Source organism: Citrobacter sp. CK198 (assembly GCF_030333295.1).
Classification (GTDB): domain Bacteria; phylum Pseudomonadota; class Gammaproteobacteria; order Enterobacterales; family Enterobacteriaceae; genus Citrobacter_B; species Citrobacter_B koseri.
This window is the reverse complement of sequence record NZ_JAOWGE010000028.1, coordinates 249,237-269,218: the sequence shown is the minus strand read 5'-3', so window position 1 is coordinate 269,218 and position 19,982 is coordinate 249,237. Positions and strand designations below refer to the sequence as shown.

The 19,982-nt window shown below is 52.9% G+C and carries 20 protein-coding genes; 5 read left to right on the top strand and 15 right to left on the bottom strand.

The window, feature by feature from the left end; translation table 11 throughout:
- Positions 1 to 129: 129 nt before the first annotated feature.
- The gene (locus tag OGY62_RS07785; protein ID WP_286459462.1) at positions 130 to 1,290 is read left to right on the top strand and encodes a pyridoxal phosphate-dependent aminotransferase; all 1,161 of its coding nucleotides are present in this window, start codon (positions 130 to 132) and stop codon (positions 1,288 to 1,290) included.
- On the opposite strand, the gene OGY62_RS07780 is transcribed toward OGY62_RS07785, so the two are convergent.
- The 4 genes from OGY62_RS07780 to dsbG form a co-directional block, all read right to left on the bottom strand.
- Positions 1,291 to 1,908, bottom strand: coding sequence for an IbrB-like domain-containing protein (locus tag OGY62_RS07780; RefSeq protein WP_012133386.1), 618 nt, complete (start codon positions 1,906 to 1,908; stop codon positions 1,291 to 1,293). It abuts the gene before it with no gap.
- The gene (locus OGY62_RS07775) at positions 1,881 to 3,116 is read right to left on the bottom strand and encodes a phosphoadenosine phosphosulfate reductase (RefSeq protein ID WP_071259778.1); all 1,236 of its coding nucleotides are present in this window, start codon (positions 3,114 to 3,116) and stop codon (positions 1,881 to 1,883) included. The genes OGY62_RS07780 and OGY62_RS07775 overlap by 28 nt, the downstream gene beginning before the upstream one ends.
- 184 nt (positions 3,117 to 3,300) lie before the next feature.
- A complete protein-coding gene (gene citR, locus OGY62_RS07770) occupies positions 3,301 to 4,203 on the bottom strand; it encodes a DNA-binding transcriptional repressor CitR (RefSeq protein WP_049011612.1) in 903 nt (300 codons plus the stop codon).
- Between the two features lie 213 nt (positions 4,204 to 4,416).
- A complete protein-coding gene (gene dsbG, locus OGY62_RS07765) occupies positions 4,417 to 5,163 on the bottom strand; it encodes a thiol:disulfide interchange protein DsbG (RefSeq protein ID WP_012133383.1) in 747 nt (248 codons plus the stop codon).
- A 374-nt stretch (positions 5,164 to 5,537) separates the two neighbouring features.
- Between dsbG and ahpC the strand changes: the two genes are divergently transcribed.
- Together ahpC and ahpF are read left to right on the top strand one after the other, a co-directional pair.
- Positions 5,538 to 6,101, top strand: a complete 564-nt coding sequence (gene ahpC / locus OGY62_RS07760) for an alkyl hydroperoxide reductase subunit C (protein WP_012133381.1) — start codon at positions 5,538 to 5,540, stop codon at positions 6,099 to 6,101.
- Positions 6,102 to 6,340: 239 nt separating this feature from the next.
- Positions 6,341 to 7,906 (top strand): alkyl hydroperoxide reductase subunit F, encoded by a 1,566-nt coding sequence (gene ahpF, locus OGY62_RS07755; RefSeq protein ID WP_012133379.1) that lies wholly within the window; start codon positions 6,341 to 6,343, stop codon positions 7,904 to 7,906.
- A 76-nt stretch (positions 7,907 to 7,982) separates the two neighbouring features.
- Here ahpF and uspG read toward each other — a convergent pair whose 3' ends face one another.
- From uspG to citC, 11 genes are all read right to left on the bottom strand, one after another.
- On the bottom strand, positions 7,983 to 8,411 hold the full coding sequence (gene uspG / locus OGY62_RS07750) for a universal stress protein UspG (protein WP_024130553.1): 429 nt from the start codon (positions 8,409 to 8,411) through the stop codon (positions 7,983 to 7,985).
- 128 nt (positions 8,412 to 8,539) lie between these two features.
- The gene (yldA, locus tag OGY62_RS07745) at positions 8,540 to 8,629 is read right to left on the bottom strand and encodes a small membrane protein YldA (RefSeq protein WP_272917174.1); all 90 of its coding nucleotides are present in this window, start codon (positions 8,627 to 8,629) and stop codon (positions 8,540 to 8,542) included.
- 137 nt (positions 8,630 to 8,766) lie between these two features.
- Positions 8,767 to 9,177, bottom strand: coding sequence for a nucleoside diphosphate kinase regulator (gene rnk / locus OGY62_RS07740; RefSeq protein WP_012133377.1), 411 nt, complete (start codon positions 9,175 to 9,177; stop codon positions 8,767 to 8,769).
- A gap of 218 nt (positions 9,178 to 9,395) precedes the next feature.
- Positions 9,396 to 10,202 (bottom strand): ribonuclease I, encoded by an 807-nt coding sequence (gene rna, locus OGY62_RS07735; protein ID WP_012133376.1) that lies wholly within the window; start codon positions 10,200 to 10,202, stop codon positions 9,396 to 9,398.
- A 128-nt stretch (positions 10,203 to 10,330) separates the two neighbouring features.
- On the bottom strand, positions 10,331 to 11,794 hold the full coding sequence (gene citT / locus OGY62_RS07730; RefSeq protein WP_012133375.1) for a citrate/succinate antiporter CitT: 1,464 nt from the start codon (positions 11,792 to 11,794) through the stop codon (positions 10,331 to 10,333).
- A 24-nt stretch (positions 11,795 to 11,818) separates the two neighbouring features.
- Positions 11,819 to 12,727, bottom strand: coding sequence for a triphosphoribosyl-dephospho-CoA synthase CitG (gene citG / locus OGY62_RS07725; RefSeq protein ID WP_115614975.1), 909 nt, complete (start codon positions 12,725 to 12,727; stop codon positions 11,819 to 11,821).
- Positions 12,699 to 13,250 (bottom strand): citrate lyase holo-[acyl-carrier protein] synthase, encoded by a 552-nt coding sequence (gene citX / locus OGY62_RS07720; RefSeq protein ID WP_115614974.1) that lies wholly within the window; start codon positions 13,248 to 13,250, stop codon positions 12,699 to 12,701. Before citX ends, citG begins: the two co-directional genes overlap by 29 nt.
- Before the next feature lie 3 nt (positions 13,251 to 13,253).
- A complete protein-coding gene (gene citF / locus OGY62_RS07715) occupies positions 13,254 to 14,786 on the bottom strand; it encodes a citrate lyase subunit alpha (RefSeq protein ID WP_012133372.1) in 1,533 nt (510 codons plus the stop codon).
- A 9-nt stretch (positions 14,787 to 14,795) separates the two neighbouring features.
- On the bottom strand, positions 14,796 to 15,704 hold the full coding sequence (locus OGY62_RS07710) for an aldolase/citrate lyase family protein (RefSeq protein ID WP_024130551.1): 909 nt from the start codon (positions 15,702 to 15,704) through the stop codon (positions 14,796 to 14,798).
- Positions 15,701 to 15,997, bottom strand: a complete 297-nt coding sequence (citD, locus tag OGY62_RS07705) for a citrate lyase acyl carrier protein (protein WP_012133370.1) — start codon at positions 15,995 to 15,997, stop codon at positions 15,701 to 15,703. The genes OGY62_RS07710 and citD overlap by 4 nt, the downstream gene beginning before the upstream one ends.
- A complete protein-coding gene (gene citC / locus OGY62_RS07700) occupies positions 15,994 to 17,070 on the bottom strand; it encodes a [citrate (pro-3S)-lyase] ligase (RefSeq protein ID WP_286459460.1) in 1,077 nt (358 codons plus the stop codon). The genes citD and citC overlap by 4 nt, the downstream gene beginning before the upstream one ends.
- Before the next feature lie 386 nt (positions 17,071 to 17,456).
- Here citC and dpiB point away from each other — a divergent pair, with 386 nt between their 5' ends.
- Together dpiB and dpiA are read left to right on the top strand one after the other, a co-directional pair.
- Positions 17,457 to 19,118, top strand: coding sequence for a sensor histidine kinase DpiB (dpiB, locus tag OGY62_RS07695; RefSeq protein ID WP_012133368.1), 1,662 nt, complete (start codon positions 17,457 to 17,459; stop codon positions 19,116 to 19,118).
- Positions 19,087 to 19,764 carry a two-component response regulator DpiA gene (gene dpiA / locus OGY62_RS07690; RefSeq protein WP_114847756.1) on the top strand — a complete coding sequence of 226 codons (678 nt, stop codon included), beginning with the start codon at positions 19,087 to 19,089 and terminating at the stop codon, positions 19,762 to 19,764. The genes dpiB and dpiA overlap by 32 nt, the downstream gene beginning before the upstream one ends.
- Positions 19,765 to 19,982 lie beyond the last annotated feature (218 nt).

The window sequence follows — 19,982 nt, the reverse complement described above, 5'->3', positions numbered from 1 at the left end:
GTGTGTTGTCCTTGTGGCTGCGCTGTCCGGGAGTTGTTTTTATTTAGACGTCTAAGCGTCTTGATTGCCAAATGCTAACATCGTGTTATAGTGGTTTCAACATCGACATCACCCTCGGGCATGATAACTATGAGTAATAACCCACTGATTCCGCAAAGCAAACTGCCTAATTTAGGCACCACAATCTTTACACAAATGAGCGCCCTGGCGCAGGAGCATCAGGCGATTAACCTGTCGCAGGGATTTCCTGATTTCGATGGCCCGCGCTATCTACAGGAACGTCTGGCCTGGCATGTTGCACAAGGGGCGAATCAATATGCGCCGATGACCGGCGTGCCTGCATTACGCGAAGCCATTGCGGAAAAAACGGCGGCGTTATACGGCTATGAGGCTGATGCCGGGAGCGAGGTGACGGTAACGGCGGGGGCAACGGAAGCGTTGTATGCCGCTATCACCGCGTTGGTTCGTGCGGGAGATGAGGTGATCTGCTTCGATCCCAGCTATGACAGCTACGCGCCAGCCGTTGAACTGTCCGGCGGCGTGCTGAAACGTCTGGCGCTTCAGCCGCCACAGTTTCGCGTTGACTGGCAGGCATTTGCTGCGTTACTGAGCGAACGTACCCGGCTGGTGATCCTCAATACGCCGCATAACCCGAGCGCGACCGTCTGGCGCAAAGCCGACTTTGAAGCGCTGTGGCAGGCGATTGGCGATCGCGAAATCTATGTATTAAGCGATGAAGTGTATGAGCATATCTGCTTTGCGCCAGAAGGCCATGCCAGCGTACTGGCGCATCCGCAGCTACGTGAGCGTGCTGTCGCGGTCTCGTCATTCGGTAAAACCTTTCATATGACCGGCTGGAAGGTGGGGTACTGCGTAGCGCCAGCGGCGATCAGCGCGGAATTGCGTAAAGTGCATCAGTATCTGACGTTCTGCGTCAACACACCGGCGCAACTGGCGCTGGCCGATATGCTGCGTGCTGAACCGGAACATTACCGCGATTTACCCGCATTTTACCAGAAGAAGCGTGACGTTCTGGTTAATGCCCTGCGTGACAGTCGTCTGGAAATCCTGCCCTGCGAAGGCACCTATTTTCTGCTGGTGGATTACAGTGCGGTATCAGACCTCAATGACGTGGATTTCTGCCAGTGGCTGACCCGGGAAATCGGCGTTGCGGCGATTCCGCTGTCGGTATTTTGCGCCGATCCTTTCCCACATAAACTTATCCGTTTATGTTTTGCCAAGCAGGAATCCACGCTGCTGGCGGCCGCAGAACGCTTATGTAAATTGTAATTACTTTACGGTCCAGGCTTTGGAGAATCGACGGTCGGCAAAGAGTTCCTGTAGGCCGTTGATTTGTTTCAGACGCAGGACTTCATCTTTATCCATGCCCAGCTCTTTTCCGATTCGCGTCTCGTCCCAGCCCAACAGGGAGAGTTCTCGCACAATTTCCGACATCGCGTGAATCTGATGACGGCCACGGGCGCGGTTGTGACGAATGGTCGCTGCAATCCGTTCATGGCGATTGCGTTCCAGACAGGTGACGGGGAGATAGCCTTTTAACTTTGAGCGTAATGTGGATTTCCCTTTACCGAGTTCGTGGCGGTGAAAGCCATCCACGATTTCATATTTTTCTGCCGCTGTTTCTGCAACGACAATAGGCTGCGTGAAGCCATCTACCTCAATAGACTTTAGCAGGAGCCTTTTCTCCGGGGGCGCTACATTGTTTGGGTTGTAATCATTAGGTTCGATTTGTTCGTTTTTTACCCATTGTACGCAGTCTACCGGCTGATCGCGAAAGGGGCTGACGCGGTGGATCGCCATTCTGAATTCGTTGATCGCCGCAATTCTCTCTTCTTCGTTCAGCGTGGAGAGAAAGTCGGTTATTTGTTGGGTGAGTCGCTGTTGCATAAAATCCCCCATTCTTTGCGCTTTGCTTTCATGCGTTCATTGTAGCGCTGGTAGTGTTTAGGCTTTGTCGGGCTGAATGAGAGCGCCCGACACCAGTAATCATTGTTCAATAGCACCTTGCAGATACGTCGCCATGAGGGGATATCTTTGGAGCCGATATCGCCTTCCTGCGTTTGTGGAATGTTCTCCATTCCTTTCTTTTTATACCATTGCAGGTAGACCGCGATTTTGTTGCGGTAATGCTCGGCGCTCTGTTCCGGCATGCTGTCCAACAGCAGCATGGCGTAGCTTTGCCAGCTATGGTGCTCGGGTTTCAGTATTTTTCGATGGCCGTAAAAATGGTTATCCTGGCCTGCATATATCCCTCCGCTGCGCACGCCGCTTACCCTGGCGCACATTGCTGCCCAGCGTTCGGGTTCAATGACATGATAGAGCCACAATCCCTGACGTTGCTCCGGGCCGAAAGGTTCGCAGATGCGCATATACCGGAGCGGCACGTTGGCCTGGTACATCAGGTTATAAAGCGGGTTGCAAGGCTGCTTCGTTTTTGCGAACCATGTCCAGATGTCTGCCGTTTTCCAGTCATACATCGGGTAAATATACCAGGTGTGCCCGCCCTGAGCGGCGGTCGTCCAGGGTTTGTCGTCCGCAAAACGCTGTTTGCTCAGGGAGGCGATGGCGACAAACCGATTGTAAGACTCGTCAGCGCGGATGCCGATCAGCATCGCCGCAGGACGCTTTTCTGAAAACCACTCGGCAAAGTCGCGAACAAATTGTTCGAAGGTCATGCCTGGCTGATAAAAAGGAAAGTAAGCCGGATCGGTAATGGCGTCGGCAGGTGGTTGGCGCACCCATTCGGCATTCGGGTCCCAGCATTGCCATTCGGGTTGGTATTGCGACAGCGAATTTTGTGTGGTGAGCGGCAGGGCAACCCAGTAAAAATGTTCAATGACATCGGAATATTGTTCGCGTAATGACTGAACATAGTCAATTGTGCAGGAGAATTGCACTTCCCAGTCAATAAATATTACGCAGATCTTCTTCTTTAACTTACGCGCGATTCCGGCGGTAAGGTGCAGCATCAACCCTGAGTCTTTCCCCCCGGAAAATGACACGCAAATACGCGGTAAGGTGGTGAGTGTCCATGTAATGCGCTCTTCCGCAGCTTCCAAAACATTTTGGTCAAGTGGGATTTTATAAACAGACATAATGAGTTCATACCTGAACGGAAAATGGCTATGTGTAGAATACAGAAAAATAATTATATATATTATATGATATAATCAACAGAATGTGCAAGGTTTAAAAAAGCATCCAAAACTTAAATTAATTTTATATTAATTATTTTAATTTTGAATGCTTGTGTCGGCGATGGCCCCGGATGTTTTCGTTTCAGCTATTTTCCGTCATTTTGTTAATGATACTCGTAAAACCTTTGTTATTCAGTGACGTTCGATTATATACCAGGTATAACTGAACTGAAGGTAAATCCTGATCAATATTAACCCGTTGCAGTTTAAGGGTGGAGTGAAAGAAGTCATATATGACTTCAGGAACGATGCCAATTATGTTGGTTTCAGCAATAGTATTAATGATTGCAACCATCGAGTCACTGCGAAACCCAATTTTCCGGCTGGCAAGAAGGGAGTTGACCAGCGACTGGTATTCTTTAACGCCTGGCTCCTCTCCCTGGTATGAGGTAAACGGTTCTTCGAGTATTTGCGCTAATGTACTGGCGTCACTGATTCTGGGGTGATCGGCACGACACACCAGTACGCTTTTGATTGTTTTAAAAGGCGTACAGACAACCGAATGGTTGTTCAGCGGCGTGGTGGTGATCACCATGTCCGCCTTGCGGTATGCCAGCAGGTCTTCTGCTGATTCCGCAGACATCAGGATATCATGATGCTCAATTTCAACGGAAGAATCTTCCATAATAAAATTAATCAGCTTTATTACGTTCATTGCAGTAAGTAGCTGAGGGCTGTAAATGATAAATTTTTTCTTAAGGCTGGAACTATGCATAATATTAATTGTTTGTTCCAGACTATTGAGGTTTTCCTCAAGATGATGATGCAGATTTATACCGGTGACGGTCGGCGTGATGCCTTTTCCTGAGCGAATAAATAAAGGATCGTTGAATTGAGTTCGTAATCGTTGCAGAGATTGACTCACGGCTGACGGGGTGATGTACAGCGTTTCCGCCGCTTTACTAATGCTTAAATTCTGGTAGATACACTCAAAAATAATCAGCAAGTTGAGATCGAATTTTTTGAGATCGTAGAGATTAGCCATGTTTTTTTCTTCCTGTTTTGTGACTATTGTCATAACTATATTTACTATAGTTATGCAACACATCCAATGCTTTACAATAGTGATGTTTGCTAAGCTTAAATTCTCTTTCAATAATACTAAAATAGCATAGCTCAGAATATCTTTGCGAGCGATTTATAATGGAAAAGGAGATTGACAGAAAAACAATGCCAATCTCCCCCCTTTAATTTAGGTTTAATGTTCACCCATCATAATGTCCAGCTGCGCTTTTTCCGGTAACCCGACGACCTGCTGTAACATATTCTCTTTATTCATATAGTAAATGGCTGGCGTTGCGTTCGCCCCCAGATCGTCCATGAGTTTCTGATGAATATTCAGCATTTTCATCTTATCTTCTGGCAGCGGTGAAGGGATCGCCAGATTGAGTTTACCGCCTGACGCTTCATAGTCATGCCAGGTTTTTGCCGGATCGCGGGTGGATAAGATAGCGGCAGCCGTTGCCGGGCTTTCGGGTTTGATCACGCCCACCAGTAGCGTCCGCAGTTGTACTTTGCCGGATTCGACCCAGGGGCGCGCCTGCTGCCAGAACTGTTTGCAGTAAGGGCAGAAAGGGTCCGCAAAGACATAAAGAATCACCGGCGCCTCTTTTTTGCCGTCCAGAATCCACGACGCTTTTTCCATCCGCTGCCACATTTCTCTGCCGACCGGGGCGTAGATCTCTTTTTCTATCAGCGCATTACTGAGGTTTGCGCCTTTTTCGTCGTACATGTAGCCGGAAATCGCGTGTTTCCCGTCAGGCGTGAGGTAGATGGTCACACCCATATCCTGGTATTTGCCCAGATAGCCTTTCATTCCGCCGGGGGCGTCAAAAGACTTCAGGATCGTAATTCCCTGTTTTTCTATCGCTTTAACCGGGGCAGGCAGTTCTTCAGCAAAGGCGATGAGCGGGAACAGCGTCAGCAGCAATGTTCGTTTTATCATTATATTTCCTTAAAAATCAGTGCAAAAGGAACATTGACGGCAAAACCTATCACAGTCATAGGTAAGGTCTGCCGTCGGAAGATTGCCCTTTCTTTGGTAGGGTGATGTAATCCTTTCGCTGTTACAGCCTTTGTTAAGGTAATGTAGAGCGCAACACATAGCCAGTTTCACTGGCGCTGAAGTTACCTACGGGTAGTTCAGGTAATGGGGCCGCCTGTAAAGGGGGCCTTTTTACTTTTTGTCGCTAAACGTTCACAACGTTGTCTTGTGTGAGTTGTTAGGTATCGCTGATTGATTTGATAATGCAAACGCATTAGCCCAATCACGGAAAGTTGGTTACTTTACATCTCAACGAAAACACGGAGGAAGTATAGATGTCCTTGATTAATACCAAAATTAAACCTTTCAAAAACCAGGCGTTCAAAAACGGTGAATTCATCGAAGTAACCGAGAAAGATACCGAAGGCCGCTGGAGCGTCTTCTTCTTCTACCCGGCTGACTTCACTTTCGTATGCCCGACCGAACTGGGCGACGTAGCAGATCATTACGATGAATTGCAGAAACTGGGCGTAGACGTTTACTCTGTTTCTACCGACACCCACTTTACTCACAAAGCATGGCACAGCAGCTCTGAAACCATCGCAAAAATCAAATATGCGATGATCGGTGACCCGACTGGCGCCCTGACCCGTAACTTCGACAACATGCGTGAAGACGAAGGTCTGGCTGACCGTGCGACTTTCGTTGTTGACCCGCAGGGTATCATCCAGGCTATCGAAGTTACCGCTGAAGGTATCGGCCGTGACGCATCTGACCTGCTGCGTAAAATCAAAGCGGCTCAGTATGTTGCTGCTCACCCAGGCGAAGTTTGCCCGGCTAAATGGAAAGAAGGCGAAGCGACTCTGGCTCCGTCCCTGGACCTGGTCGGCAAAATCTAAAATTCGCTGCGCCTTTCGCGCTACAGGTGCGTTGGCTGCGCTTTCTCACCCCGGTCACTTACTGATGTAAGCTTCCGGGGATTCATAAGCTTGCCGCCTTCCTGTAACACGAAATACTGGCGAATTAATCCTTAAGCGGGTGCGTCGCACCCGTTTTTTCCAGCACTATCATGCAAGTCGCATTCAGTCTGTCGGTATAAGGCAACTTGCATGATGATGTTTTTAGAGAGGGAAGAATAATGCTCGACACTAACATGAAAACTCAGCTCAAAGCGTATCTTGAGAAACTGACCAGGCCTGTTGAGCTGATTGCCACGCTGGACGACAGCGCTAAATCGGCAGAAATCAAGGAACTGCTGGCTGAAATCGCTGAACTGTCAGAGAAAGTCACATTTAAAGAAGATAACAGCCTGCCGGTGCGCAAGCCTTCTTTCTTGATAGCAAACCCGGGTTCTGACCAGGGGCCGCGCTTTGCGGGTTCTCCGCTGGGGCATGAATTTACCTCGCTGGTGCTGGCGCTGTTGTGGACTGGCGGCCATCCGTCGAAAGAGGCGCAGTCTCTGCTGGAGCAGATCCGCGATATCGACGGCGATTTCGAGTTTGAAACTTATTACTCGCTCTCCTGCCACAACTGCCCTGACGTCGTACAGGCGCTGAACCTGATGGCGGTGCTGAACCCGCGTATCAAACATACCGCGATTGACGGCGGCACATTCCAGAATGAAATCACCGATCGTAATGTGATGGGCGTTCCGGCTGTGTACCTGAACGGTAACGAATTCGGTCAGGGACGTATGACGCTGACGGAAATCGTCGCCAAAGTGGATACCGGCGCAGAAAAACGGGCGGCGGAAGAGCTGAATAAGCGTGACGCTTACGACGTACTGATTGTCGGCTCCGGCCCGGCGGGGGCGGCAGCGGCAGTTTACTCCGCACGTAAAGGCATTCGTACCGGTCTGATGGGCGAGCGTTTTGGCGGTCAGGTGCTGGATACCGTTGATATCGAGAACTATATTTCCGTGCCAAAAACGGAAGGGCAGAAGCTGGCTGGCGCGCTGAAAGCGCACGTTGATGATTACGATGTTGACGTGATCGACAGCCAGAGCGCGAGCAAACTGCTTCCGGCGGCAACGGAAGGGGGCCTGCATCAGATTGAGACCGCTTCCGGCGCGGTGCTGAAAGCCCGCAGCATTATCATTGCCACCGGTGCCAAATGGCGCAACATGAACGTGCCGGGCGAAGATCAGTACCGCACGAAAGGCGTAACCTATTGCCCGCACTGCGACGGCCCGCTGTTTAAAGGCAAACGCGTTGCGGTGATCGGCGGAGGGAACTCCGGCGTGGAAGCGGCGATTGACCTCGCGGGGATCGTTGAGCACGTTACGCTGCTGGAATTTGCGCCAGAAATGAAAGCCGACCAGGTTCTGCAAGATAAAGTGCGTAGCCTGAAAAACGTCGACATTATTCTGAACGCGCAGACAACGGAAGTGAAAGGCGACGGCAGTAAAGTGACGGGGCTGGAATATCGCGATCGCGTAAGCGGCGACATCCACAACGTTGCGCTGTCCGGGATCTTCGTACAGATTGGCTTGCTGCCAAACACCAACTGGCTGGAAGGCGCGATTGAGCGTAACCGTATGGGCGAAATCATCATTGATGGCCGGTGCGAAACCAGCGTGAAGGGCGTATTCGCCGCAGGCGACTGCACCACGGTTCCTTACAAACAGATCATCATCGCGACGGGTGAAGGCGCGAAAGCCTCTCTGAGCGCATTTGATTATCTGATCCGCAGTAAGACGGCATAAAAAGAAAGTAAGACTACACCTGCAATGCAAGAGGCTGCCAATGGCAGCCTCTTTTTTTACGCAACAACCGTGCGATTTACCGCACAACCAGCACCGGCAACGTAGCATGGCGGACAACGCTGGAGGCGTTAGAACCCAGCAAATGCGTGGTGATAGACGGATTGCGGGAGCCAATGACCACGACGTCCGCATTCAGCTCTTCGCCCAGTTCGTTCACCACATCCCGCACGTTACCAAAGCGGACGTGCTGCTTAATCCGGGAAGGGTCGATACTGAAATGACTCACCATCGTTTGCAGGCGAGTCTCTGCTTCGTGCTGTAAATGCTCCTCAAAACGACGAACGTCGGCGGCAAAGCGGTGCAGACTCAGGCTGGCGGAGCCCGGAAGAACATGCAACAGATGAATGACGCCATCCTGTTGCGCCAGAAACTCTGCGTGGCGCACGGCCTTGTCGCTAAGTTCCATTTCGAAAACATCAACCGGCATAATGATTGTCTTATACATACCCGTTTCTCCCTGTTAACTAATACTGAATTCATTCAAACATATAATAATATTTCTTTCTGGTATCTGCCCGGCACTTTTCATATCACAACGTTTCTTTACGACTGATTGATGCTTATGACCAGAAGCTACCAGCGTCGCTCAAGGTAAAGCACGGCCACGACGATAATCGCCATCATAATAAGAAATGCCAGCGTGATGAAAAGAGCCTCATTCATGACCGTACTCGCGGCAATGAAACGGATTAATTCTGGATGACGGGGAATGGGGGGGAACCAGGAGGAATGGGTGATTTTCGGAAAGAGGATGCAGGGAGCATCCTCTGTGTAAACGGGTGAACGCTTATCCAGATGGTTTAGCGCAGGTAGTCGCCCGCTGCTTCAGGCTGATATTCAAGTTCCAGCACTTCAAGGTGAGTGGACGCCCCGCCAGGCAGGTCCCAGTGAATGGTATCGCCGACGCGCAGGCCCAGCAATGCCGCGCCCACCGGCGCCATTACGGAAAGCTGCGTATTGCTGTCGGTCATATTCGCCGGATACACCAGCGTGCGCACGCGAATCTCGCCATCGCTGAGATTGCGGAATTTCACCCGACTGTTCATGGTGACGACGTCGTGCGGCATTGCTTCCGGCGAGCACATCTGGGCGCGATCCAGCTCCGCATTTAATGCGTCAGCAATGGGTAAACCAGCAAACGCAGGCTGCTCCAACAGGCGGTCGATGCGTTCGGCGTCGAGGTCGTTGATGATAATAGTTGGTCTGGACATTTGTTACTCCATGTCGTCGATGCTGCGAGTGCCGCAGGTAAATAATCCCAAAAGAAAACCCTCACCGTCAGGCGGCGAGGGTTTAGCTTTTATGATAATACTGAGACTTCCCCCTTCTTTGAAGTGATTTAGCTCACATTCGGGGAAATCCTCAATACGGTTGTCTTTGCGTAAATTTTAGTCGCAAGCCGTGATGGTTCTCAAGTTTGTATACCGCCTCAGTAACCCGCTTTGTCAATCACAAACCGCTTCCCGCAATTGCCCGGATGGGGTTGCGATATAAACGAGGAAGCGGAAAGCGGATCGTTAATCCTGGCGGCGTTGAGCGAGAACTGTATTTCCGTCAGATAAGCCGGGTTCCCGTGGCAGCTCAGTTTCACCGCCTTCACGTTTTCTTTCCCCCAGCTTTGGGCGACGGCGGCGTCAAACGCGGCGCGGCTGACCCTTTTCCCGTAATTTGCAGCCAGAAAATCGCCCAGCGCGCTGTGTTTTATCTCATGGTTCAGCCGTACCATTGTGCCGAAATAAACGTCTGGATCAAATCCAAAGCAGGCACCGTGTTTGGCGTATTCATAACGTTCCAGGCAGGATTTTCCACCGGCTCCGGGCATGACCGCGCTGAGTTTTGCCGCGCTCTCCAGTGAAAGGCCGGTTTCAGGCGCGGCGCATTTACGGCTGGCGCGCGCTTCCGGCAGATTGGGGATCGGACGAGTCGCGCAGCCAAATCGCATCCAGCGGCGCTCGTCCACGCCACGTGCGGCAACCGATCCCGGCAGACCTGGCCACAGACCGTGGACAGTCAGAAAATCAGCTTTGTTGGGAATCTCTTTCTGCTGACGGCACTCTTCGGGTTCCCGATGATCGCGCTCATGCTGACTTTGACAAAAACCGGTTTGCCAGGAGAGCGCCAGCACATAGCGGTCAAAATCAGCGTACTGTTTTGCCTGAAGTGGCTCAGCGTTAACGTTGAAGAGGGGAAGCAGGAATACCGCCAGGAGAGAACCATAACGCCATGTTGATTTCATGATGAATGCTGAAACTCATACAAATATTGAATATCACCTATTTAACCATAAAAAAAGCCAGTCAGGTTTATCTGACTGGCATGAGAGGGATAACGCGTTAGCCGTCATCCGGCATTATGTGCCGATGTTTAGTTCCACAGCGCCAGAATCGGCCAGCCAACCACCAGCAGCATGGTGATGTAGATGACCCCAAAGATCGCGCCAAGACGCCAGTAATCTTTGGATTTTACATAGCCGCAGCCGTAGATGATGACCCCCGGCCCTGTTGCATACGGCGTCAGGCAGCCCATGATACCGATGGACAGCACCAGCAGAATACAAAGTTGCTCCATCGGAACGCCTGGAATACCTTTACCTATCGCCAGAATGACCGGCAGCATGGTTGCGGTATGTGCGGACAGGCTGGCGAACAGGTAGTGAGCAAAGTAGAACACCAGTACCAGCACAATCACCGTTGCGTTAGGTGAGAAGCCTTCCAGATGGGCGCTCATTGTGGTAGCAAACCAGTCGATAAAGCCCGAACGGGTTAAGCCGTTGGCCATGACAACCAGCGTCGCGAGGTTAACAAGGGTGTTCCACGCACTGTTATAACGCGTGATGTCTTTCCACGGCACAACGTGCAGCGCCAGCATCAGGGATACCGCCAGCAGGCCGACAGCGGTGGCGTCAATCACTTCACCGCCAAATACCCACAGTCCGAGGCTGAGCAACACCAGACCGATCAGCGTCATCTCTTTGCGGGTCAGCGTGCCCATCGTTTTTAACTCTTCGCCAGCCCATGCCGCAACTTCGGCGCTGTGGGTCACTTCGGGTTTGTAGAGTACGTAAGAGAGCCACGGTGCGACGATCAGCAGAATGATCCCTACCGGTAAGAAGCCCAGGAACCACTGCAACCAGCTGATCTGAATACCGGCAATTTTGCTGACGAATTCCAGACCCAGAACGTTAGGCGCCGCGCCGGTCACGAACATGGAAGAACTGAGGCTGGTACTGATGACCATCATCCACATCAAGTAACCGCCAATGCGGCGCGCGGAAGGATCGTTTGGAAACGACTTAAACAGCGGCGGCAGGTTCTTGATCACCGGGAATACCGTACCGCCGGTACGCGCGGTGTTGGACGGCGTAAACGGCGCCAGCAGAATATCGATGATGACAATGGCATAACCCAGCGTCAGGGTGCGTTTACCCATGAATTTCACCAGGAAGAGCGCAATACGGCGGCCCAGACCGGTGACTTCATAGCCCAGCGCGAAAATGAATGCGCCGAACACCAGCCAGACGGTGGTGCTGGAGAAGCCCGCCAGACCCCATTTCAGCGCCTGCTTGCCCGCGTTAAAGGCCGGGTCGGCCAGCTCTGAGGCATCAAATAACAGATAGTTGCTGCCGATAACGCAAATGGTCACCGCGATAAAACTGATCGCGGTGGCCGGAATCGGCTCCAGTATCATCCCGACGATCATCGCCACGAAAACGGCGAAGTAGTGCCATGCCTGAGGGGGCATGCCGTCCGGGACGGGGATCAAAAACATGATGCCCATAACGACTAATGGGGCCAATAACTTCCATATATTATCTTTAGATAAAGACATAAGTGATTCTCCGAAAAGGATCTTTCAATAATTATGTAAATGATTAACTTGCGAAATTTGTGCTAAAAACCAGGTGACGATCAGCAAGTCGGCGCTGCCGCCTGGGCTGAGGTTGCGTGCAATGCACTGCTGATCGAACCGGTGGAGATGTTCAAGATCGGCAGGAGAACGAATGCCTCCTTGCCGTAATAATGTTGTCGCCTGCTGTTGCATCCAGCGCAGGCCTTCCGCGCCGCCGCGTGATGCGACGTTGGTGTCGCCGTTCATTGAGATCAGCAGCAGCAGGGTGTCGAGCAGCGCCAGCTCGGGGTCGCGCCCCTGCGCCAGCAATGCGCGGTAGTGTGGTAAAGCATGGCGGATCACTAACGGGTAACCCGCTTCGGCTTCGCCGCGCGCGCCAGTTAACCCCAGTTGTTGGTACAAGCGTTGACCTGCGGTGAGTTGTTGATTGTTCTGTCGCAGTTCACGCTCGGTCAGACCCCGGCAAAATGTTGCGGCGGTCGAGCAGATGTTTACAGGAGTGATCGGGGAATGCTGCTGGTGCAGGCGTCCGATGGCGGCGCACAGCAGTCCCAGGGAAAATATGCTGCCTTTATGCGTGTTAACGCCGGCAGTGGCGCGAAACATGTCGGCTTCGCAGGCCATACCTAATGGACGTAGCCCTTTCAGTACATCGTCTGACGGCAGCTGCGCGCAGCTCGCGCCATATTCGATAAAACGCGGCAGCCAGCCCTGAATGGCCAGCGCGCTGCGATGGAAATCTTCCAGCGCCATGTCTTTGTGCGCGCCGCAGTTAATGCGATCGACCAGACCCGGCTTGGGAGATAAATTAACCTCAGTCAGCATGGCGCGCCACGCCAGCAGGGCGTAGGCGTCAAGCAGCGTCTGAGGAATGGCGGCGGAATCAGTTGATGTGGCTGGAATCGGCATCATGCAGCAGCGCCTCCATGCGAATAAGTAAGTCGGAAAGCGCGTGGGTTTTCCCCCGGGCGCATTCAGCGGCGCTTTGCTCGCACAACAGGCAGCGGCGGACAGGAAGCGAAAAATGACGGCGGGACAGAATGTCGCCTTCCGGCGTCAGCACATCGATATCCCATAAACGTCCCAGCGGATGCTGATGCTCAAGCTCGATCGTGGCGAGCTTGAGATCGCGGGCTGGCGCCTCAATGGCGAGGAACCCTTCCGGCCCACTGGCTGAGGCCAGTGCAGCCTGCTCCCTGACAGACCAGCCTGCTTTTTTCGCCACGGCGAGCAGGGCGGTTACGCCGTGATTGAAGATTCGGCGAGTAAGCTCGCTGTCTTTAATCGGGCCGGGCGCCACCACGGTAAAGGAGACCAGTGGAGTGAGATGGCGCGTCAGCCAGGCGTGTTGCCGCGCTTGTCTCTCATCACGGCTGACGAGCAGCTCGGGAATGGAAACCGCATGGCGAGTGGCCTGTTCAGGGAGCAGGTGCATGGCTTATTCCTTCACCTGATGAACAACGTCAATGACCGAACCGTCGCGGTAACGCACTACGGCGATGACGCGATCGGTATATTCAATGGCGCGAGGTTGGCCGGTGAGCAACTGCGCACGTTCACGCAGCCATTCAATGGAGACCACTTTCATTCCCGCTTCTTTCAGGCGTTCCGCCAGCTCCGGGCGCGCCGGGTTGACGGCGATGCCGTGGTCGGTCACCAGAATGTCGACGCTGGAGCCAGGCGTTACGCAGGTGAGCACGTTATCGACCAGCGTCGGGATGCGGCCGCGAACCAGCGGTGCGACGATGATTGACAGCGCGGCGGCAACGGCGGTATCGCAGTGACCACCTGACGCGCCGCGCAGTACGCCATCGGAACCGGTCAGCACGTTTACGTTGAACTGGGTATCCACCTCCAGGGCGCTCAGTACCACGACATCCAGACGATCGACCGATGCGCCTTTTGAACCCCAGTTGGCGTACTGGTTGGCGCTGATTTCGATGTGATTCGGGTTGCGGGCCAGCGATTCTGCGGCGTTACGGTCGAAGCTCTGTACGTCCAGTAATTTGCGGATCAGCCCTTTTTCATGCAGGTCGACAATCGTGGCGGTAATGCCGCCCAGCGCGAAATCCGCGTGAATATCGCGGCTGCGCATTTTGTCTTCCAGAAAACGGGTTACTGCCAGAGAGGCGCCGCCGGTTCCGGTTTGCAGAGAGAAGCCTTCCTGGAAATAGCCTGAGTTGGCAATCACGTCTGCCGCGCTGCGGGCAATCAACAGTTCACGCGGGTTGGTGGTCATACGGGTCGCATCTGCGCCAATTTTGTCGGCGTCGCCTACCCGTTCGATCTGCACGATGAGATCCACCTGGTCCTGGGCGATACTGGCTGGATTATGCGGATACGGCAGCAGCGCTTCCGTCAGCAGAACAACCTGGCGGGCGTTTTCGGCATCCACTTTCGCATAGCCCAGCGAACCGCAGCAGGCTTTACCGGTGTAGCCGTTGGCGTTGCCAAACGGATCGCAGGACGGCACGCCGAGGAAGGCCACATCGATATTGAGCTCACCGCTTTGCACCAGATGGACGCGACCGCCGTGGGAGTGGATTTGTACGGGCTCATCCAGCAATCCGCGGGAGATCTCTTCCGCCAGGGGGCCACGCAGACCAGACGTGTAAATTCGGCTCACGACGCCCTGGCGAATATGCCCGACCAGTGGCGCGTGGCAATCGCTCAGCGAACTGGAGGCCAGCGTCAGGTTTTTAAAGCCCATGCTGGCGATGGTGTCCATCACCAGGTTGATCGTCAGGTCGCCGCCACGGAAAGCGTGGTGGAAAGAGATGGTCATTCCATCCTGTAAACCAGAACGGCGGATGGCTTCTTCAAGCGTGGCGCACAGTTTTTTATCGCGCGGTTTTTGCGCCTGTAAATTCAGTTTTGAAGTGCTCTGAAAAGCGGAAAATTCGCTTTCGGCATGGCGACTCCAGGCCGCTACCCGTTCTTGTCGTTGAAGTTGTTCGATTTTCTGCGTCATTTTTTTGCCTTATTCTTCGCGAATGCCGGAAAGTTCTGCACGGGAGAGCACCAGACGGGCGCGTTCAATCACCGGGCTGTCTACCATTTTGCCGTTCAGGGAGACGACGCCGCGGCCTTCACGGGCGGCGGCTTCTGCGGCTTCCACGACCAGACGCGCATGGGCGACTTCTTTAAGCGTCGGGGCATACAGGTTGTGCAGCAGTTCAATCTGGCGTGGGTTGATGAGGGACTTGCCGTCAAAACCCAGCTGTTTGATGTGTGACGCTTCGTGCAGGAAGCCCGCTTCGTTATTGGCATCGGAATAGACGGTATCGAACGCCTGAATGCCTGCGGAGCGTGCCGCCTGTAAAATGGAGCAGCGGGCAAACAGCAGCTCGGTGCCTTCCGGGGAACGTTCGGTACGCAGATTGCGCACATAGTCTTCCGCCCCCAGCGCGATCCCGATGAGACGTTCGGAGGCGTGGGCGATTTCAACGGCGCGGGTAATGCCCAGCGGCGACTCGATTGCGGCCAGCAGTCCGGTGCTGCCGGGTTCACGGCCGCAGGTTTGCTCAATGCGCAGGATCTCTTTCTCGATGTCGGTAACATCCTGAGCGGTGTCGGTTTTCGGCAAACGGACAACGTCAGCGCCGCCGCGAACCACCGCTTCAAGGTCGTTAATGCCCCATTCGGAATCCAGCGCATTAACGCGGACAATGGTTTCCACATCACGGTACAGCGGGTGTTGCAGGGCGTGATACACCAGACGGCGAGCGGTATCTTTTTCACGCAGCGCGACGGAGTCTTCCAGGTCGAACATCAGCGCATCGGCCGGGTAGATAAACGAGTTGCTGACCATCGCGGCATTTGCGCCGGGGACGAACAGCATGCTGCGCCGGGTGCGGGATTTACGTTGTTGCAGAGAAGCGGAAATCATTGGCGATCCTCCCACGGCAGAGCGGGGATGCCGCTGGCGCGAGCCAGTAACGCTTCCAGCCGCGCACGCAAAATACAGTCCAGCGCGCCTTTGTCATCAACATTTAATTGCACGCCGCGGACGTTATAACGGGCAAGCACATCCAGAATGGTGGCGCGAATGGCGTCGCCAAACTGTTTTTCAACGCTGCTGTTGATTTGCAGGTCAATATCCTGCGTGTCGAGTGGAGCAATGCGAATCATCACATCACCGGACTCAAGTGTGCCAGCGACGGCAGCCTGGTCTATTTTCATTTTTCACCTGTTTCTAATGCGGGGGTCTTTTGGCGGACTACCGCGCTGGACGGGTTACGTTCAACCATGCCTTGCAGATAGTGCAGAGTGGGGTTGGGAACCAGCGGTGCGATAGCCGTGAGATCTTTTTTAACCAGCAGCTTGCGTACCCAGGAGGCGGAAATTGGCATCTCCTGGAAACACAGCCGCTCAATTTCCACCAGCTCGATGGGCGGGGCGGGAAGCGTTGGCGTCTCCAGCCAGTAGCGCATATCGTGGTTGTACTGGGAGGTGACGGTGCAAAACGGTTCCGTGCCGACAAAACGGTGTGTTACACCCAATGCTGGCGCCAGGTACTGGCGGAAAATCTTCAGGTCGATTTCGGTGTAACAGTGGTTAATGACGCTTTGTTCTTTGATGAAGTAGCACGGAAAGGTCGCACGCGAGATGATGTACTCGGAACCGCGATGCACGGTCAGGCGTGGAATATCCGTTGTTCCTTTGATCACCAGATCAAACCTGTCCTCGTACGGAAAACGCGACGTATCCTCTTTTACCAGGAACAGATGCAGCCAGTCGCACTGTGCGGCGGCCTGTTGGATCAGGTAGCGATGCCCGTTTGTGAAAGGGTTGGCGTTCATGACGATACAGCCGATTTTTTTCCCGTCATGACGCAGTTTCATTAAGGATTCAGCGTAGCGTTTCAGGCGCGTATTGCTGTTTTCCATGAGCACCATTACGCCAGGCACATCAGCCAGCGTTGAGAAGCCGCACTGTTTAAAGAGCGCTTCGTATTCTGTTTTGGTGTAGATGAAGAGGTGCGTACAGTGCCTTTCGTAGGCGAGGTTGATTAACTCTGTAGCCAGCGTCAGCGCCAGCCCTTCGCCGCGCACGGATTGGCAGATAGCAACGCATTTAATGATATTTCCGGCAATACCGCCGCAGGCAATAAGACGATCATCGCGCGTAACGGTAATAAAAACTTCGACGGTGGTATCTACGCTTAAATCATTCTCTTTCAGAAATTGCGTGATAACCGCCATCTTTTTATTTTCTGAGCGTTTCACTTGCGTGAATACATTATTACCGAACATAGTATTGAGCGTCCTGATGATATATTTTGTTGCCAGTTTTTTGCGTATGTTGTGTGTCGTTGCAACCTGATAACGTTTTGTTTTCAATTGGAGCGGTCGTTGTTTTTATTACGACGTATTTCTTTTTCTCTCTGTTGCCTACATCGTAAGGGGTATTTTGGTGGTAAATTTTGATTTATTTCACAAACACTTAGATGGTTTTTATGTGTTTAATGGTTTTAAGTTTTTTAATTAATTTAATAGCAAATTGCGCGGTGGGTTTTATTTGTTTAATTGATTTAAGGTGGGGAATCTGTAACGATCGCTATTAAATGCACAGCAGAAAGTTAAAACATTTTTATTACATATACGGGAAATGAGACGCTTACGCCAGCGAAGGAATAACAATGCCCGACCCAAAAAATAAAAAACGGTTTCTTTTTTTTCGTCAACTCGCGTTCCCGCTGCGGATTTTTCTGCTCATTCTGGTCGTTTCTGTTTTCATCATCGCCGCGTTAGCCCGCTATTTTTCCGCCAGCTTTGAAGACTATCTGGCATCGCATGTCAGGGATATGGCGATGAACCAGGCAAAGATTATCGCCTCTAACGACAGTATCATCACGGCCGTGAAACACCGGGATTACAGGCGGCTGGCGACCATCGCGGATAAACTACAAAGCGACACCGATTTTGATTATGTGGTCATCGGCGACAAAAACTCGATTCGCCTCTACCATCCTAACCCGGAAAAAATTGGTTACCCGATGCAATTCACGAAACCCGGCGCGCTGGAGAACGGTGAGAGCTATTTCATCACCGGCAAGGGGTCTATTGGTATGGCGATGCGCGCTAAAACGCCGATATTTGACGACAATGGCAACGTGATCGGCGTGGTTTCCATCGGTTATCTGGTCAGTAAAATTGACAGCTGGCGACTGGATTTTTTACTGCCGATGGCGGGCGTATTCGTCCTGCTGCTGGTGGTGCTTATGCTGCTTTCCTGGTTTTTCGCCGCCCACATTCGCCGCCAGATGCTGGGGATGGAGCCAAAGCAGATTGCGCGCGTTGTGCGCCAGCAGGAGGCATTATTCAGTTCAGTGTATGAAGGATTAATTGCAGTCGACCCGGAAGGGCACATTACCGCCATTAACCGCAACGCGCGAAAAATGCTGGGGCTGCGTTCGCCGGGGCGGCAATGGCTGGGTAAGTCGATAGAGACGGTTGTTAATCCTGCGGACTTCTTCACACAGCAGATAGCGGAAAAACGCCAGGATGTGATGGCGAATTTCAATGGGCTGAGCGTTATTGCCAATCGTGAGGCCATTCGCTCCGGGGATGAATTACTGGGGGCGATCATCAGCTTTCGCAGCAAGGATGAAATTTCCACCCTGAACGCCCAACTGACGCAAATAAAACAGTATGTGGAGAGCCTGAGAACGCTGCGTCATGAACACTTGAACTGGATGTCGACGCTCAACGGTCTGCTCCAGATGAAAGAGTATGATCGGGTCAGGGAAATGGTGCAGGGCGAGTCGCAGGCGCAACAGCAACTGATTGATAGTTTACGCAGCGCGTTTGCCGATCGCCAGGTCGCCGGTCTGCTGTTCGGCAAAGTCCAGCGGGCGCGGGAGCTGGGGCTAAAAATGACTATTGTGCCCGGCAGTCAGCTGCACCGACTCCCGGAAGGGCTTGATAGCACCGAATTTGCCGCGATTGTCGGCAATCTTCTCGATAACGCGTTTGAAGCCAGTTTGCGTACCCGGGAAGGGAATAACGTCGTTGAACTCTATTTGAGCGACGAAGGGGACGATGTGGTGATTGAAGTTGCCGATCAGGGATGCGGCGTTCCTGAATCTCTGCGCGAAAAAATATTTGAACAGGGTGTCAGCACCCGAACCGATGAACCAGGCGAACATGGCATCGGGCTGTATCTGATTGCAAGTTATGTGGGGCGCTGTGGCGGGGTGATTACGCTGGAAGATAATGATCCCTGTGGCACCTTGTTTTCTCTATTTCTTCCGAAAGTGAAAAAAAACGATGACGGAACCATTAACCCTATTGATCGTTGAGGATGAAACGCTGCTGGCGGAAATGCATGCGGAATATATCCGCCATATTCCCGGTTTCAGCCAGATATGGCTGGCGGGCAATCTGGCGCAGGCCCGTATGATGATCGAACGTTTTAAACCCGGGCTTATTCTGTTGGATAACTATCTGCCGGATGGGAAGGGCATCACGCTGCTGCATGAACTGATGCAGGCGCGCTATCCCGGCGGAATCGTGTTTACCACGGCCGCCAGTGATATGGAAACCGTCTCCGAAGCGGTGCGCTGGGGGGCGTTTGATTATCTGGTGAAGCCGATTGCCTATGAGCGCCTGGGGCAGACGCTTACGCGGTATCAGCAACGCCGGCGTATGCTGGCGGGTAACGATAGCGCCAGCCAACGGCAGATTGACGAGATGTTTAATGCCTATGCGCGAGGGGAGCCAAAAGGTGATTTGCCGACCGGGATTGATGCTCTGACGCTGAATGCCGTGCTGAAGCTGTTTAGCGACCCAGCGACGCGCTATACGGCTGAGACGGTGGCGCAGGCGTTGACGATCAGCCGTACCACATCCCGGCGGTATCTGGAGTATTGCGCCAGTCAGCATTTGATTATTGCCGAGATTATTCACGGAAAAGTGGGCAGACCGCAGCGTATTTACCACGGTTGAATTCGGGATTGGCAAATCGCCCGGTGGCGCTATGCTTACCGGGCCTACGGGTAAGTTTTGTAGGCCGGGTAAGGCGTTACACCGCCATCCGGCGAATCGCCCGGTGGCGCTGCGCTTACCGGGCCTACGGGGAAGATTTGTAGGCCGGATAAGGCGTTACGCCGCCATCCGGCGAATCGCCCGGTGGCGCTACGCTTACCGGGCCTACGGGGAGTTTT